The organism is Mesorhizobium loti (assembly GCF_003148495.1).
Classification (GTDB): Bacteria; Pseudomonadota; Alphaproteobacteria; order Rhizobiales; family Rhizobiaceae; genus Mesorhizobium; species Mesorhizobium loti.
The window spans coordinates 63,785-79,021 of sequence record NZ_QGGH01000016.1; the positions used below are offsets into that span (position 1 = coordinate 63,785).

The 15,237-nt window shown below is 57.9% G+C and carries 13 protein-coding genes and 1 pseudogene; 8 read left to right on the forward strand and 6 right to left on the reverse strand.

The window, feature by feature from the left end; all coding sequences use genetic code 11:
• The first annotated feature begins 4 nt into the window (after positions 1–4).
• The 7 genes from C8D77_RS31990 to virB11 are packed head-to-tail and all read left to right on the forward strand — an operon-like array spanning position 5 to position 5,557.
• Positions 5–679, forward strand: coding sequence for a TrbJ/VirB5 family protein (locus C8D77_RS31990; RefSeq protein ID WP_027056321.1), 675 nt, complete (start codon positions 5–7; stop codon positions 677–679).
• Positions 680–736: 57 nt separating this feature from the next.
• Positions 737–1,624, forward strand: coding sequence for a type IV secretion system protein (locus C8D77_RS31995; RefSeq protein WP_027056320.1), 888 nt, complete (start codon positions 737–739; stop codon positions 1,622–1,624).
• 26 nt (positions 1,625–1,650) lie between these two features.
• Entirely contained in the window at positions 1,651–1,809 is a 159-nt protein-coding gene (locus C8D77_RS32000; protein WP_080680416.1) for a type IV secretion system lipoprotein VirB7, read from the forward strand.
• Complete coding sequence (locus C8D77_RS32005; RefSeq protein WP_027033433.1) at positions 1,806–2,519, forward strand: type IV secretion system protein VirB8; 714 nt, start codon at positions 1,806–1,808, stop codon at positions 2,517–2,519. The genes C8D77_RS32000 and C8D77_RS32005 overlap by 4 nt, the downstream gene beginning before the upstream one ends.
• Positions 2,516–3,397, forward strand: a complete 882-nt coding sequence (locus C8D77_RS32010) for a TrbG/VirB9 family P-type conjugative transfer protein (RefSeq protein WP_027056319.1) — start codon at positions 2,516–2,518, stop codon at positions 3,395–3,397. The genes C8D77_RS32005 and C8D77_RS32010 overlap by 4 nt, the downstream gene beginning before the upstream one ends.
• Positions 3,394–4,533: a type IV secretion system protein VirB10 gene (gene virB10 / locus C8D77_RS32015; protein WP_027056318.1), complete on the forward strand. Its 1,140-nt coding sequence runs from the start codon at positions 3,394–3,396 to the stop codon at positions 4,531–4,533. Before C8D77_RS32010 ends, virB10 begins: the two co-directional genes overlap by 4 nt.
• Positions 4,517–5,557, forward strand: a complete 1,041-nt coding sequence (gene virB11, locus C8D77_RS32020; RefSeq protein WP_027056317.1) for a P-type DNA transfer ATPase VirB11 — start codon at positions 4,517–4,519, stop codon at positions 5,555–5,557. Before virB10 ends, virB11 begins: the two co-directional genes overlap by 17 nt.
• Positions 5,558–5,676: 119 nt before the next feature.
• Here virB11 and C8D77_RS32025 read toward each other — a convergent pair whose 3' ends face one another.
• From C8D77_RS32025 to C8D77_RS32055, 6 genes and pseudogenes are all read right to left on the reverse strand, one after another.
• The gene (locus tag C8D77_RS32025) at positions 5,677–8,220 is read right to left on the reverse strand and encodes a two-component system VirA-like sensor kinase (protein ID WP_109671468.1); all 2,544 of its coding nucleotides are present in this window, start codon (positions 8,218–8,220) and stop codon (positions 5,677–5,679) included.
• Between the two features lie 978 nt (positions 8,221–9,198).
• Positions 9,199–9,808, reverse strand: a pseudogene (locus C8D77_RS32030) (ISKra4 family transposase); the annotation flags it as partial.
• A 254-nt stretch (positions 9,809–10,062) separates the two neighbouring features.
• Positions 10,063–10,950, reverse strand: a complete 888-nt coding sequence (locus C8D77_RS32040; protein ID WP_027056313.1) for a dihydrodipicolinate synthase family protein — start codon at positions 10,948–10,950, stop codon at positions 10,063–10,065.
• Positions 10,951–10,968: 18 nt separating this feature from the next.
• The gene (locus C8D77_RS32045) at positions 10,969–11,607 is read right to left on the reverse strand and encodes a LysE family translocator (RefSeq protein WP_027056312.1); all 639 of its coding nucleotides are present in this window, start codon (positions 11,605–11,607) and stop codon (positions 10,969–10,971) included.
• Between the two features lie 84 nt (positions 11,608–11,691).
• Entirely contained in the window at positions 11,692–12,381 is a 690-nt protein-coding gene (locus C8D77_RS32050) for a B3/B4 domain-containing protein (protein WP_097572440.1), read from the reverse strand.
• A 397-nt stretch (positions 12,382–12,778) separates the two neighbouring features.
• Positions 12,779–13,531 (reverse strand): carbonic anhydrase, encoded by a 753-nt coding sequence (locus C8D77_RS32055; RefSeq protein WP_109671448.1) that lies wholly within the window; start codon positions 13,529–13,531, stop codon positions 12,779–12,781.
• A gap of 681 nt (positions 13,532–14,212) precedes the next feature.
• On the opposite strand from C8D77_RS32055, the gene C8D77_RS32060 reads away from it, so the two are divergent.
• Entirely contained in the window at positions 14,213–14,857 is a 645-nt protein-coding gene (locus C8D77_RS32060; protein WP_006329186.1) for an acyl-homoserine-lactone synthase, read from the forward strand.
• Positions 14,858–15,237 lie beyond the last annotated feature (380 nt).

The following is a 15,237-nucleotide window of genomic DNA, read 5'->3' on the forward strand; positions in this document are numbered from 1 at the left end:
ATTCATGAGATTTCCCACGCTTGCAGCAACGACGCTTGCCGCTTCCTTTCTACTTAGCGGACAGGCCCGGTCGCAATTTGTCGTCATCGACCCGGCGGTAGTAACACAAGCGGGATTAACAGCGGTTTCCACCGCGCAGATCCTGATAAAGTCAGCCCAGACGCTCGCTTCCACGATGGAAATGGTGGAGATACTAAGTTCGTCATTCGGTGTCACGGGGCTGCTAAGTTCACTGAACCAAGGAAATCACTACCCGTCGGGCAATCAGCTTGAGAGGCAGATGTTTGAGGGTCAGGCGCCAACTTCGATTAAAGCGCGTGCAATTGCGGACAACCCAAACCGGAAAGTCGACGGCACGGATTCGGAAGCGAAACTGTTACAGGGACAAATCGCTGGTGCCATCAATGCCGCAGCTCTTGCAGCCGACACTCTGGGCGTAATGGACAAGCGCCTTAAGGCCAATGACAACACGCTTGGTCAGCTTTCCCGCTCGGGAAATATTGTGCAGGCCACCGTCACCAACGGTCTGGTCCTCAAGCAGATTCATGATGCGATTATCCAAAATGTCCAGGCCACGAGTCTGCTGACGATGGCCACTGCACAAGCGAGCCTTCACGCCGCAGAGGAGGCCGCGATGCAGCGTCGCGAACGCCAGGACACCGCCAGAATGTTTGAGTAGCGACGCTTAGTTCATCCGGCTCATCTGCGCTGATCAGGGGCAAATAAGGTTCACGCAATGGTTTTCAGAATTCCTGCGCCATTCACGGCCATACACGCGATCTTTCATGGGGCCTTTACGGTGGGGCTGCACAAAGTGATTGGAAACGTCCAAGAGGCGGTCAGTGCGCCTCTGGTTGCGTGCGTCACGCTCTGGATCATAATCCAAGGCTTTCTGGTCATGCGCGGTCAAGTCGACGCGCGCGGAGGTATCTCGCGCGTAGTCACGGTATCGATTGTCGTCGCCCTCATCTTAGGGCAGGCCAACTATCAGCTGTACATTGAATCGGTCTTCGACGACACGATTCCAAAGCTTGCCCACCAGATCAGCGGAAGCACCTTGCCCTTCATCGGTATCCCCCAGAAGCTCGACGTAATGTTCGCTGCAAGTCAGAGTGCCTTTCAGCGGATTGCTTCCGAAATTGGGCCAATGAATCAGCAGGACATACTTGCCTTCCAGGGAGCGCAATGGATTTTGTACGGCTCGCTCTGGACAGCGTTCGAGATCTATGATGCCGTTGGAATTCTGACGAAGGTGCTCCTGGCGATCGGCCCCCTCGTTCTTGTAGGCTATCTTTTTGATCACACTCGAGACATGGCTACCAGATGGATCGGCCAACTGCTCTCATACGGGCTGCTGCTTGTCCTCCTCAACATCGTTGCAACGATAGTTATCGCGGCCGAATCAGTCGCGCTGGGAGTCATGCTTGCGGTGATCAAATACAAGGGTACGACAGCAGCCAAGATCATCGGGCTTTACGAGCTCGATATGCTTTTCCTAGCTGGTGACGCTTTGATCGTCGCGCTTCCGACGATCGCCAGCAGCATAGCCGGCGGTTCTTGGGCAGGTGCGAACCAATCTCTTAGCAGCCTCAATCGCCGCATTGCCAAAACGGCAGGTGGTTAATCAATCGACAAGCGCGGTACCTCAACATGAAATACTATCTACTTTTGTCAATACTGGCTTTGGCGGCCTGCAAGACAACCGATAAGCTTGCGACCTGCACGGGTTCGCCATTCCAACTGAACGTGGGACAATGGGAAACCTCCCCTGAAGATCTTCAAGTCGAATGTGCGAAAGAGCCCAAGTGAAATTTCCTGAACATGCCCTTCTGGTGGAGAGAGAAACGCTAGCCGCCCACTATAAGAAGGTGGAAGCGTTTCAAACTTCACGAGCGAAGTCTGCGCGGCGCCTGTCAAAGGCCCTCATAGCCTTTGCGGCAGCGGCGGTCCTAGGAAATGTTGCGCAGGCATTTACCATCGCTGCCATGGTCCCGTTGGCCAAGCTCGTACCTGTGTTCCTCTGGGTACGCCCGGATGGAACAGTTGACAGCGAAGTGTCAGTCTCTCGACTGCCGGCAACCCAAGAGCGAGCCGTCATAAATGCTTCGCTGTGGGAATATGTACGCCTGCGCGAGAGCTACACAGCCGATTCCGCCCAATACGGCTATGACCTCGTATCCAGTTTCAGCGCACCGGCTGTGCGGCAGCAATATCAAGATTTCTTCAATTATCCGAATCCCACCTCGCCGCAAGTCACAGTCGGCAAGCTCGGCAAGCTCGAAGTCGGGCATATTTCCTCAAACGACATCAGTCCGGACGTTCAACAGATCCGATACAAACGCACCCTTTCCATCGATGGGCAGATGCCGCTGGTGACCACCTGGACAGCAACCATCCGCTACGAGCGCCTGACAGATCTGCCTGCCCAATCAAGGCTCACCAATCCGGGAGGTCTACTCGTCACTTCCTATCAAACCTCGGAAGATAGCGTGTCGAACCTGGGTGACGTGCAGCCATGACAAAAAGAGCGTTTCTCGCCCTGGCCTGTTCACTACTCTTAACGCTGGAGGCTTCCGCGGAAGACACCCCGCTTGCCGGCAAGCATGATGCGCGGATGCGCTACTTGGCTTACCGTCCCGACGAAGTGGTGCGCCTGTCGACCGCGGTGGGGGCAACGCTGGTCGTCACATTCGCGGCCAACGAGACCGTCGCAGCCGTGGCCGTTTCCAATAGCAAAGACTTGGCTGCGCTCCCACGCGCCAACTACCTGTTCTTTAAGGCCAGCCGGATCCTGCCGCCGCAGCCGGTCGTCGTTCTGGCCGACAGTGAGTCCGGTACCCGCAGATATGTCTTCAGCATTTCAACGAGAGCGATGCCAAAACTAGATGAGCAGCAACCTGACTTATACTACAGTGTGCAGTTCACTTATCCCGGTGATGAGGCCGCTGCTTTGAGACAGGCAGCAGAAAAGCGCTCGATTCTTGGTCAGGCCCGGGCAAAGGTGCTGCAGGAACAGAGGGTTCAGGATTTGTTGAATCGGCCCGGTACAACTGCCAGTTCCGACGAAAGCAATTTTCACTACGTCGCAAAGGGCGATCGATCGCTGGCGCCGCTGCAGGTTTTCGACAATGGCTTTACCACCGTATTTGGCTTCGCAAGCAATTCCCGTATACCCTCCCTCTACATTATCAATCCCGACGGCAAGGAAGCCGCTGCCAACTTCACAGTCAAAGGCGACTATGTTGAAGTATCCGCAGTCGCCCGGGAATGGCGTCTGAGAGATGGCAATACGGTATTGTCGATTTTCAACAGGGCATATGATCCTGTTGGACAAGCGCCGGGGACCGGTACAGTGAGACCCGACGTGTGGCGCGTTTTGAAAGGCTCGGGCCGATGAATGAAACCGGCCCACAGTCGGGACACGATGTAAATGCATCCGGATCGTTGGTCTCGGAGCCGGCCCGCCGGCATGTTTCGGGATCACAGAAATTGGCCGTCGCCGGTCTTGTTCTCATCTCATCTCTGTCGCTCATCTGGCTCGGAAGTCGTCCCAGCACACAAGACGAACCATCTCAGCCAAACCCGCCAATTTCCCCGAACGCCGAGCCGTTCCGCCCCGTGCCTATTGAGCTTGCTCCCGAACCTCCAGCACCCGCAAAGGCGGCGCAGGCGGCAGATCCTGCGCCATCCACGCCGCAACCCGCGGCAGCTGAACCGCCGCCCGAGGAGTCACCAATTTTCGCCTACAGCAGCAGCAGTCAAAAGCCCGACGTGGCTCAGCGGAGCGAAGACGACCACAAGGATGCTCCCGCGACCGCGGATGAGATTTCGATCGGTGGCGACCTGTCGGGCCGATTGAAGCCAGACATACAGGAGCCGAGCCGGGCCACACTTTTGCCGCACCCTGATCTCGTGATTACTCAGGGAACGATCATTCCTTGCCTTTTGCAAACGGCAGTCGACACAAATTTACCCGGTTATGTGAAGTGCGTCTTACCTAAAGACGTCCGCGGCGCCACCAACAATGTCGTGCTCTTGGATCGTGGGACGACCGTGATTGGCGAGATCCAGCATGGTCTCGAACAGGGGGATGCGCGTGTCTTCGTGCTGTGGACGCGCATCGAAACACCTGACCATGCCCTCGTTTCGATAGCATCGCCGGGCGCTGACGAGCTCGGCCGCTCCGGAGTGCCTGGCACGGTGGATAATCACTTCCGGGAACGCTTTGGCGGAGCAATGCTGATGAGCGTCCTTCAAGGCGCGTTCCAGGCGGCCGGTCAATACGCGGCGAGCTCTGGCGGAGGAAGCGGCATCAACAGCTTCCAGAGCAATGGCGGACAAGCCGTCGAGACGACACTGAGAGCGACGGTCAACATCCCGCCAACCCTGAAGAAAAACCAGGGAGATGCTGTATCCATCTTTGTGGCTCGCGACCTCGATTTCTCGGATGTATACGGTCTCACGGCAACCGTCGTGGCGCCAGCCCCCCAACATCGCCAACGCCGGAGAGACAACAATGCGATCGGAGGCTGACCCTCAATTGCGTTTGCTTCTCGACCCCGTTCTGAAATGGCTTGAGGAGCCGAGGACCGAAGAGGTCGCTATCAACCGGCCTGGGGAAGCGTTTGTGCGACAAGCCGGCGTCTTCACGAAACATCCGCTACCACTAGGTTATAACGATCTGGAGGACATCGCGATTCTCGCTGGAGCGCTGCGCAAGCAAGATGTCGGACCGCAAAGCCCCCTCTGTGCGACTGAGCTGCCGAACGGAGAGCGGCTGCAGATCTGTTTGCCGCCCGCTGTTCCCTCAGGAACAGTAAGCCTGACGATACGGCGTCCTTCAAGTCGTGTGACCGAACTGAAGGAAGTTTCTTCTCGCTACGAATACTCACGCTGGAATCAATGGCGGTCACGAAAACAGCGCCAAGAGCGGCAGGACCAAACTATTCTTCAGCAATACGACGATGGTGACTTGGAGAAGTTTTTGCAAGCGTGTGTTTCGGGACGGCTCACGATGCTGCTTTGCGGACCTACTGGAAGCGGCAAAACGACAATGAGCAAGACTTTGATCAACGCTATACCCCCGCAAGAGAGACTGATAAGTATCGAGGACACGCTGGAGCTTGTAATCCCGCACGAGAACCATGTCCGGTTACTCTATCCGAAGGACCGAGCCGGCGTAGGTGCGGTGACAGCCGAGCAACTGCTGCAAGCGAGCTTGCGCATGCGCCCTGACCGAATATTGCTCGGCGAGATGCGCGATGATGCTGCATGGGCCTACCTTAGCGAAGTCGTCTCCGGCCATGCGGGATCAATATCAACGATCCATGGGGCTGATCCGGTCCAGGGCTTCAAAAAGCTCTTTTCCCTCGTCAAGAGCAGCCCGCAAGGAGCCGCTGTGGAAGATCGAACGCTTCTTGACATGCTGTCGGCTGCCGTTGACGTCATTGTGCCGTTCCACACCCAAGGTGACCTGTACGAGGTGGGAGAGGTATGGCTCGCCGCCGATGCCCGGCGACGGGGAGAGACAGTAGCCGACCTCCTTAACAAGCACTAAGGCTAGAACAACGTCTCGGGATCGATAAGTCCATTGTGATGCGACGCGTCGTTTTGTTCTGCTTCGATGTCTTTTGCCAGGCCTTCTCACACTTGCATAGAATGAGCGAGTCGGCGGCATCACGCCATCATCATTATACGAATCGCATGCTCTATTGTCCTGGACGAGACCGGTCTCGCTAGCCGAAGGACGAAGGCCTGATTGTCAGATGTGACCGGCGTGGGGTCGATGTCACCGATGACTATGAAAGGCACCGTCATGATGGCCGGGCATACGGACTCTGCCCGTCCTCGCTCGAGGAAAGGCGTCTTCGCCAAAATCAGCAGGTCAGCTGCCTTCCCGCTCTCGATCCAGCCGCAAAGACTTTCGAAGGTCGCGAAGCCGATCGGCTCATAACCCAGCGCGGCGATATTGTCCTTGTGAATCTCCAACTCTGCTGGATCGGGCTCCACGACTGCAATGATTCCGCCGTTGGCCGGTGATCCGCTGTATGGGCCGAAAGTGACGTCAGCGCTGACTGGCTCCTCCTCGGAGGCTGGCAAGTAGATATCAAAGCGCGTACCTCGGCCAACAACCGAGGTGACGTCTAGGTATCCTGCGAGCGCGCTCACGTGCCTGTCAACTGCAGCAAGACCTAGCCCGGTCCCGCCGACGAGAGAGCGCGTGGTAAAAAAGGGCTCAAAGACATGCGGAAGTATCGAACTTGCGATTCCTGGGCCATCGTCGCTGATGGAGAGGAGAACGTAATCTCCAGGTCTCAAGGTGCCCTGAGCCAGCGGCTTGGTTTGGCACACCTGGGCGCGAGAAACGCTAACCTCGACGCGGCCCTCGTTCAAGACAGCCTCCGACGCGTTCTTGCACAGGTTCATGAGAATCTGCTGCATCTCGGTTGGGCTGCCCTCGACCACCGTTTGCCACTCGTTGATCCTGAAGTTCAACTGAACACCCGCACGAACTGTAACCCGCAGCAATGGCGCAAGATCCATGACAATTTCGGAGACGTTGAAAGGCACTGCAACGCGCTTGCGGTTTCGGCTGAGTGACAAGATCTGGTCAACGATCAGCTTGGCGCGGTGTCCAGCTAAGATGATTTGGTCGATGTGGTTCCGTATTCTGGAGGGGCGACGCACCAGACCTTGGGCAATTTCTGAATATCCGATTATTGCGCCTAAAATATTGTTGAACTCATGTGTGGCGCCGCTTGCGATCGTGCCGACGGTCCTCAGCCTTTCCACCTGCTCCCATCGACTCACCAGAAGGTCGCGTTCGGCATTTACACGTTGCATTTCAAGATGGTTGCTCAAACGCACAATGGCACTGGCAAGAACCCACAGGTCGCCTGCTGAGGGGAGTGAGCGATCTCGTTCAAAAACAAGGATGCAAACCACAGCCTGCTGATCGGAGGCCCTGCAAGCAACAATTTGACAAACACCGGAAGTGTCTAGGGCGGTGCGAACCATTTCCGCCGCCGGAACGACGCGAAACACTGGCCGTCCGGCGCGGACAAGTGAAACGACTTCATCAAGAAGCGCGACGTTCCAGACACGCATGCACGTGTTCGTCACAAAGCACTCGGTATGCCTGCTGAGACTCGGATCCACCTGAGCAAGCGCGCAGTGATCCGCGTCGAAAGCGCGTTGAACAAGTCTAAGCGCTGCTTCCGTTGAAAAGCGCGGCGACGCGTTCTTTGCTTTACTTTCGTTGAAGCGAGCTTCGATCTCACGCATTGCCTCTTCAAGCTCCAGCCGCCTTTCCAACCGGTTCGTCCGCACATGCAGCCTGAAGGCCCGAATGATCGCAAACAAGCAGAGGCATATGGACACCGAGCCAAAGAAAAGTCGTGTGCGCTGCGCTTGCGCGCTGGCCAAGCTGTAGTCTTTCAGATATTCGCGCTCCAGTTCGGCGGCCTTGGCGAACGTGTTAAAGGATGCGATCCGATCGGCTGCGCGGTCCACTCTCGACAACGCGGACAGGATAGCGCGGCCGTTGCGGACAACATCGTGGGTGGCTTGGTCCTGGCTCGGAGGAAGTCGGCTGAGAGACTGATCGATCTGTGATGCGAGGCTGAATCCCGGTAGTCTGGCCGAAAACTGAAGGATCAAATTGGAGAGTTCAAGCCTGTTGGACGGCGCCCCCTCAAGGCGATTAACCGAGCGAGCAAACCGTACGAGAGAGCTTTGCAGAAGCTCATTTTGCGCAGCCGCTGCCGAGATGGCAGCCTCCGTGTTCTCGACGGACTTTTTGAGCTGTGCAAGCAACCTGGAGTGCGCTCCGGAGCTCTCATCCGGCGAAATCCCGGCAAGGCGTTGCAAGTTTGTAACGTTCCTTTGCAATGCTTGGAGGGTAGAATCAACGGGGCGGAAGTCCAATACCATGTCGGTTCGAGCGCGGGCGACATCGCGCTGGAGCAATGCGTAGTTGATCTGAATCGTTCGCAGTTCACTTAGGACCGCCTCGTCGACCTGTGGGTCCTGCCTCTGTATCCCGAACAAGAGCGCAAACGAGGCCGCCAGGGCGATTACAAAAACGTTGTCGGTACTGAGCCTTTTTTCACAACGAAACGGCGTTTGATGCGCGGTGCGCGCCTTGCGAAAGTCCGATCTGAATTCTAGCTCCTCATTGCTTCGATGTGCGGCCGGATGCTGCTGGAACAGGAAAACCATGTGTACCTCTCCCCTCATAAAGACGGCTTAGACACCGTCGCACTTTGCCCCCGTGGCCCCGCTGACCCTCCGTTGAATTTCGCGGCGATTAGACTTCGACCGTTCTCCGAACTCTGGCCACTCGCGAGCTCGACGCGAACGTGGAAACTGAAGGCACGGCGTTACGGCACGTGAGAAACTGGGCTATCCGTGAATGCTGATTTGATAGTTGTTGAGAAGGGAAGGCACCAATGCCAGGCTGACACCGCGTGACGGATTCAATCGAGATTTGCCTGTTTTCGCGCGGCGAGTCGAACCACGCCGATGTTGAAGGTACCGTTGAGTCTCGTCATAATGACGGCAGGAACCGAATACTCGTGAGCCTTCGTTGCGTCAGTCCGCTCAAGCCATCACGCACGCGGCAGAGCTAACTTCCGGCAAGAGTTTCATAGCTGGGCCAACAAATTGCGCTCTATGCCTGACCAGAGTAAGCAGGACGTACGTACGATCGGCATGATCCCCGAGGAGCGTTCGCACTTCATCTCTTATCCGGTGAAGGATAGCCCATTGAGCAGCTCACCATCGGTTATGAGATCGAGGCGACACACAAGGCGGGCAACCGGTCGCAGTATTCGGAACTGTCTTCCGAGAGATCATGGAGGGACAGACAAGCCGCACGCTGCAGCAGCCTGGGGATGACACCGGTCGGCCAGCCATTATGCCGCTAACCCGCTTGCGATCTCTGTGCATTGTATCTCCTGCGTGCAGCCCCTGCATTAAGCCAGCGTCGACGACCAGAGCCCATGTTCCACCAAACAAGGGTTAGCTTTCAAGAAGCTGATTGAACAAATTGATTGTTTGGATCGCACGCATCCGAACAATGGATGCAGCTAAATGCAGCGGCGGTTTTCGTTAGATGCGAGCGAGCGTCTCTTGGCAAGAACCACCGCGGGGCGCGGGCGAGGTGAGGGGCTGCACGCCAAGCGCGTCGGGACGGTCATCGAGGATCTGCGTGCGGGTTTGCAGCAGAAGATGTGCGCCGATCCTGCTCCACTGCATCTGCCGCTTGTTGGCGACCCGCTTGGAACGGCGTTGACGGTGGCCTTGACGAGGGCCGAAGAGATGCGATCTCCGGACCGCTAACGCTCGCCGTAATTAATCAGGCTGGCACTGTCGGAGGCGATGTAGGCCTGGTGAACTCGCCGATGGCGGTCAGGAACTTGCGCATGTTCGGCTAGCCTGTTTCGAGACCTTCCGCGTCGAATTGCAGGTCGGCGATTTCGTGACGGGCCCGATAGACGTCAACATGCCAGAGATGCCATTTGATCCTGCGCAGAGTTTCGAGCAGGTCCTGTCCGGTCTGCTCGTCCTGGTTGGAGCCCTTGCACGAACTGCCGAAGGACCCTGATGCGCACGGTGATATGGAACCAGTCGGCGATTCTTCCCCACCGTCGGTGATGAGGGTGATATCCTGATTGGCTTGGACGGGCTGCTTCTTGAGATGGTCGAGAATGCGCCGTTGCGGCTCGCGATCATAGCCATAGACGAAACCGATGTAGCGCGGAGCACCCTCTTCAGGCAGCGAGCGGCCTACGATCAGCTCGAAATTCTACTTCCGGTCGTTTGGTCGCGGATGAAAGTTCGATGCGGCTGCAGAACGCGTTTGCGATGGCCGCCCATCTTCCCGGCGCTACCGGAGCACGATAACGTTGCGACCATTTCACCACCGAAGAGACCGCAAAGCCAAAGCGCGACCAACCCGATCCAATTCTGCGCCGCCTAACTTCCATCTCGAACGGTGCGCGGAACGCCCGCGCGGCGGGTGCCTAACTAGCAGTGGCACTGGGCATGCCCTGTGCTCGGCTATTCGAGCTTCTCCAATGCCTGCCTAATGTCATCTCCGGCGTCCTCCGGCAACGGCAAAATAGGGCGCGGTGGCTGGACGTGCGCCAGACCGAGGTAGTCGGCGATGACGAACATAACGCGGAAGCTGCCGTAGTGTTTGAACAAGGTCCAGAGCGGCCCGAAAGCGCGGTTCAACCGACTGGACTCCACCGCGTCGCCGGACTGCGCTGCACGCGTCAGCGCAAGCGCCGGGACCGGCAGCAGACCTGCCGCAACGCTGTACCAGGTGTCACATCCGGCAAGCAGGGCATCCGCCGCGCCCCAATCGCCGCTGTATCCGATTGTGAACGTGTCAGGCGTCATCGACCGCAAACGTGCCAGTTCCCCCGCGTAATCGTCATTTGCCGCCAGAGGCATTTTCACCGCGACGATGTTGGACACCTCCGACAGCCGGGCGATCAATGCGTCGCTGAATGTGAAGCGCGTGGTGCTTGGATTGTTATATATGCACAAAGGCAATTCCCCCGCCTCGGCCACCGCGACGAAGTGCTGGAAGACTTCGTCCTCGTTCAGGGGAACGTAGGACATGGGTGCCAGGAGCAGGCCGTCAGCGCCAGCGGATTTGGCATCGCGCGCCAAAGCCTGAGCTTCATCGGTACGCAATGCACCCACACCCACGACAAGAGGCGTTTTGCCGCCGATGCATTCCACGGCAGCCTGAACGGCACGCTTGCGTTCTTCCCTGGTGAGGTAAGCATAACCGCCCGTGCTCCCCAGAAGGCCGATGGAGTCCGCTCCGGCGCGTTGAATACGCTCGAGAAAACGAGCCAGACCCTCGGTGTCGACATGCCCTTCCGCATCGGTTGGCGTAAGGGGGAACGCCGACAGGCCGCGAAACAAAGTCATCATCCATTCCTTTCGAAACTACATACGGGAAAGCAGCATACGCAGCCCGGCGAACGCGAAGAACATCGCCAACAGACTTTCGATCCAGCGGCGGCAGCGGCGATATAGAGCCACCATAGGCGGTGTGGAGAAGACAATGGCGTAGCCGCAGAATATCGTGACACTTAGGATGGCGCAGCCACCCAATATCGCCGCGATGCTTTGCCACGATGAATTCGGGCCGATCCCCAGCGTGACGAGCGCGATCCATGCCAGCACGGATTTTGGGTTCGCCAAATGCATCAAGAGGCCCTTCCTATAGAGCTCACCCCGCGAAAGAGCGACTTGGTCGGTCGATGCGCGCACCGCCAGCTTCTCGTCCGACGTAAGCGCCGACCGTCCCGCCCTGAAGGCGAGGAATAGCAGGTAAAGCCCCCCGAAAACCTGCAGAACGAGCAGTGCCTGGGCGTACCTGGCCAACAGGGCGGAGATGCCGGTGGAGGCCATAAAACCCCAAAAGATCGAGCCGCTGACGACGCCGGAGGCAAGCATGAGCGCAGCACCTCTGCCGCGCGCCATCGCAACCCCCATAATGCGCATGTTGCTCGGGCCGGGGCTCCCCGCGGCAATGACATATGCAGCAAAGACGATGAGCAACTGATGGAGATCGACATTCATTCTCTCAGCCCTTGATAATCTCGATCGGATCGATCGCGCCGGATGCCCCGGGCGGCCAGCGATCCGCTCGCTCGACCGGAAACCTCATCCGGCGATGGCAATTTCTTGGCTCGCGATTTTGCAGCCAGGCATCAAGGCATTCAGCCCTCCGACCATGGCATCCGTCGCCTCTGCCAATGCATCGTCCGGCATGGTCTCCAACGCCTCCAGTACGAACCACATCCGGCCTGTTAGGGTCTTCAGGCGGGTTCGAGTGCCCTGTCGCCAGTTCCAGCGTCGGCAGGTGACGCCAATGTCGTCGCGCCAGATGACCTCACCGGGCAAGGGAGGATCGTTGACCGCCTCTCCATTCATCATGGTGTCGAACGTCTCACTCCCGTCAGCGATCGTCAGGTGGGGTCTTCCGACATAGGCGTCAAAATTCTCTCCACCCACCGGGACTGCGTATTTCAGGCTGATGGCGTTGTAGAGATCGACGATCGGGTTGATCGTCGAAAGAGTGCCGTCTTTCAGAACCCGCTTTCTGAGGGCCTGGGCTGAGCACGGCGTACGGTTAGGCTTCGCGCCAAAGACGACGTAGGCGTCGGACCAACTCGCCAGATGAGCTTCTGCCCAAGCCGGGCCATCCGCCAACGCGCAATCGCAGGCTTCACCAAGCAATCGGGGATCGAAACGTCCTTCTCCAGCTGAAGTGGCATCGACGTAGACGCTCACGGCTCTAAATCCCGATGCAATATTCTTAATTCGACCGTCGATGATGGGACCCTCAAACATCCAGGCAACTCCATCAGTTCGAGCGCAAGCAATCCATGACCGGCGCGACCAGTCACGATCGCTTCCCTGACTGCAAGCCAATATTGCAGTTCACTGGTCCAAACTAAACTGCCACTTTTGGAGATTTTAATTGGTCCAGTATAAGGAGGGTTCTCGCAGCACGGGAGCGACGCGTCGAATTTATCAATCCCTGATCAAGCAGATCCAGGCCGGAGTGTACGGGTGTCGGTGACGCCACCCAGTTCTCCGCAAGCAAGCGGCCCACAAGTTCCCATGATCCGGTCATGCTGTTGTGAACCCTAGGGCATTATCGTGATGCCAGCGCCACCATGGTGGCGTCGTACTGTTTGAAACCCCCCGATTGTTACCGCGGTTTTGCTTGACGCGCGCGATGACCTTAGCTGAGGCCTAGAATGAAGCGCCGATTGGAGGGACGGATCGACCGCGCGTTAGATGCGTAAAGCGTCGTAAACCGCTTGATGTCTGCGGTGTCGACCTCGACCGGTTCCATTGCAACCATCCACTCCACGTTTTCGGTGCAGGGCGGAGTCGTTAATGATCCCTCATAGGTCCAGTAGCCGAGCGAGGCTGGCAAAAGCCCGTTGGGATCGAACTCGTCAACTGCCATCTCCTCGCCGGGCCGGGCCGGAAAGACCTTGGCGAGACCGGCAAAGCTGATATTTGTCGCGCCAGGCGTAAGAAGGCCGCTCAGCACACCCAGAGTATCGCTCTTTGTGTCTTTATGGACAAAATGCGCTTCCATCGGGAAGCTCATGCCCGCCACGTGATGCTCGCTCGGCGCGTGGAAATGCAACTGTGCCAGTTGGTAGACGCGATCCCCGCGGGTCAAGGTGCTGCCTTCCGGCATGTTGATTTGAATGGTGTGGCCGTTGTTCACCATCCTGCCGCCGCCCTTGAGCCAACTGATGTCGATGCGCGGTATATCCGCCTTTACCGTGCCGGCGATGTCGATGGGTGACTGCTGCCTGCCCGCCGAACAGGCGAAATTTCTCGTGTCCAGATCGGCCCAATGCTCCGGCCCGACCGAGCCGCCATATCCCCAATGGGCGCTGGCCGCACGCGCGGTCTGGGCGCAGATCGGGCACACGCCCAGCGCGATGAATGCTCTAATCAGGTTACGACGATGCATATTGCCTCGCTCCTTGATGCGAACCTTATGTCCTTGCTTCCAATTGGTGCAGTCAAGGCACAGCCGCAAGGGCGGGCGTAGGTTGAGCCGCGCCACCAGCGTACACGCCAGCCAGTCCTCGTCGAACTGGTAAACTGGAAGAAGCGTCGCCGCCGGCGATCGTTGGAGGCTACGCTCGCCGGTCCGTGGAAATGGCTGGCGACGTGGCTCAGATTCACCGTGCCGCCGCTGATCAGGCCAACAACCAGCACAGCCGGCGTCGCCGGTCCGGCTGTTACTCGGCGGTATGTGGCGCGTAACGTTGAAGCGGGAATGTCGGGCAGGCAGTGCATTGCAAAGGATCCCCTCTTTGGCGAGACGAATTCCTCCATTCCAACTGATTCCCGACCTCTCGGCCACCCACTGTGTAGCCTGCCCGCCACGCTCTCCAAGACCATAAAGGCATGGATAAAACGCGCGAATACGCCTTGGAAAGCAGGTCTCAAAGGGCAAGGGGGCCTTCCATCTGGAAAATGCCAAGCAAAGCTCGCGTTCGGACGATCCATGCGGTTGCCAGGCTGGCTGCCTCCGGTCAGGCGAGATCCGGATCCTTCCGCGAGGATAGCTGTAAACGTCCACAGGCTGCATCGCTGTGCGCTTTGCCCTTCGATGGCGGGAACACAACCCGCACGGAGGCGACGAATGATTCAGCTGATCACACCTGGCCTCTACAGCGAATTCGCAGGCGAGCTCAAAGAGATGCACGGGCTCAGATATCGGGTTTTCAAGGAGAGGCTCGATTGGGAAGTTCAGACCGGAGGCGAAATGGAAACAGACACCTTTGACGACTTGAAGCCTGTCTATCTGCTGCTCAAGGGATCCGATTGGCGAATTCGTGGCTGCGTGCGCCTCTTGCCAACCACTGGGCCGACCATGTTGCGCGACACATTCCCGGCGCTGCTGGGTGAAGCTGTGGCGCCCGCGAGTCCCGACATATGGGAAAGCAGCCGTTTCGCGCTCGATTTGCCCCCATCAACGCCCAAGGCGGCAGGCGGCCTTGCCCAAGCAACCTACGAGCTCTTCGCCGGCATGATCGAATTCGGCTTGGCTAACAATCTCACCCGGATCGTGACGGTGACCGATACGCGTATGGAACGGATCCTTCGCCTCGCAACGTGGCCATTGTCGCGTATCGGAAAGCCGCAGCCCGTCGGCAAAACGGAGGCGGTGGCCGGGTTTCTCGAGATCTCTCACGCCAGCCTGTTGCGCATCCGCTGGAGGGGACGTCTGAATGGGCCGGTACTGTGGCGACCGATTCTCGGCCTGCCGCACGGCCCATGCGGATAGCTAAGACGTGGTGCGTGGCCCCAGGGATCGGAAGAGGGTTTGCTTCTCGTCGCCGAAAGGAGTCATTGCGTCCGGCCTGGAGAAGCAAACCGAGGAATGATGCATGAAGCAGCGTCCGCACAATTGAACGGCGAGATCAAAGAGTGCGCTGGGACTACCCATTCGCACTCGGCCCAAGTATTCCCCGTCTCCTCCGGCCGGCTTGCATGCTATTAACGCAGGTGAGGGCGCCGGCCATGATATGCGCAGCCCGTTGAAGGCGGAAGCGTACGCCCCGGTTCACATCACCCGCATTGGACTGAGGTTTAGTTCATCCATGGCGTGGATGATGGCTATCCCAACAATCAATTTTACCGAACTGACTGGATTCCATTAGAAGA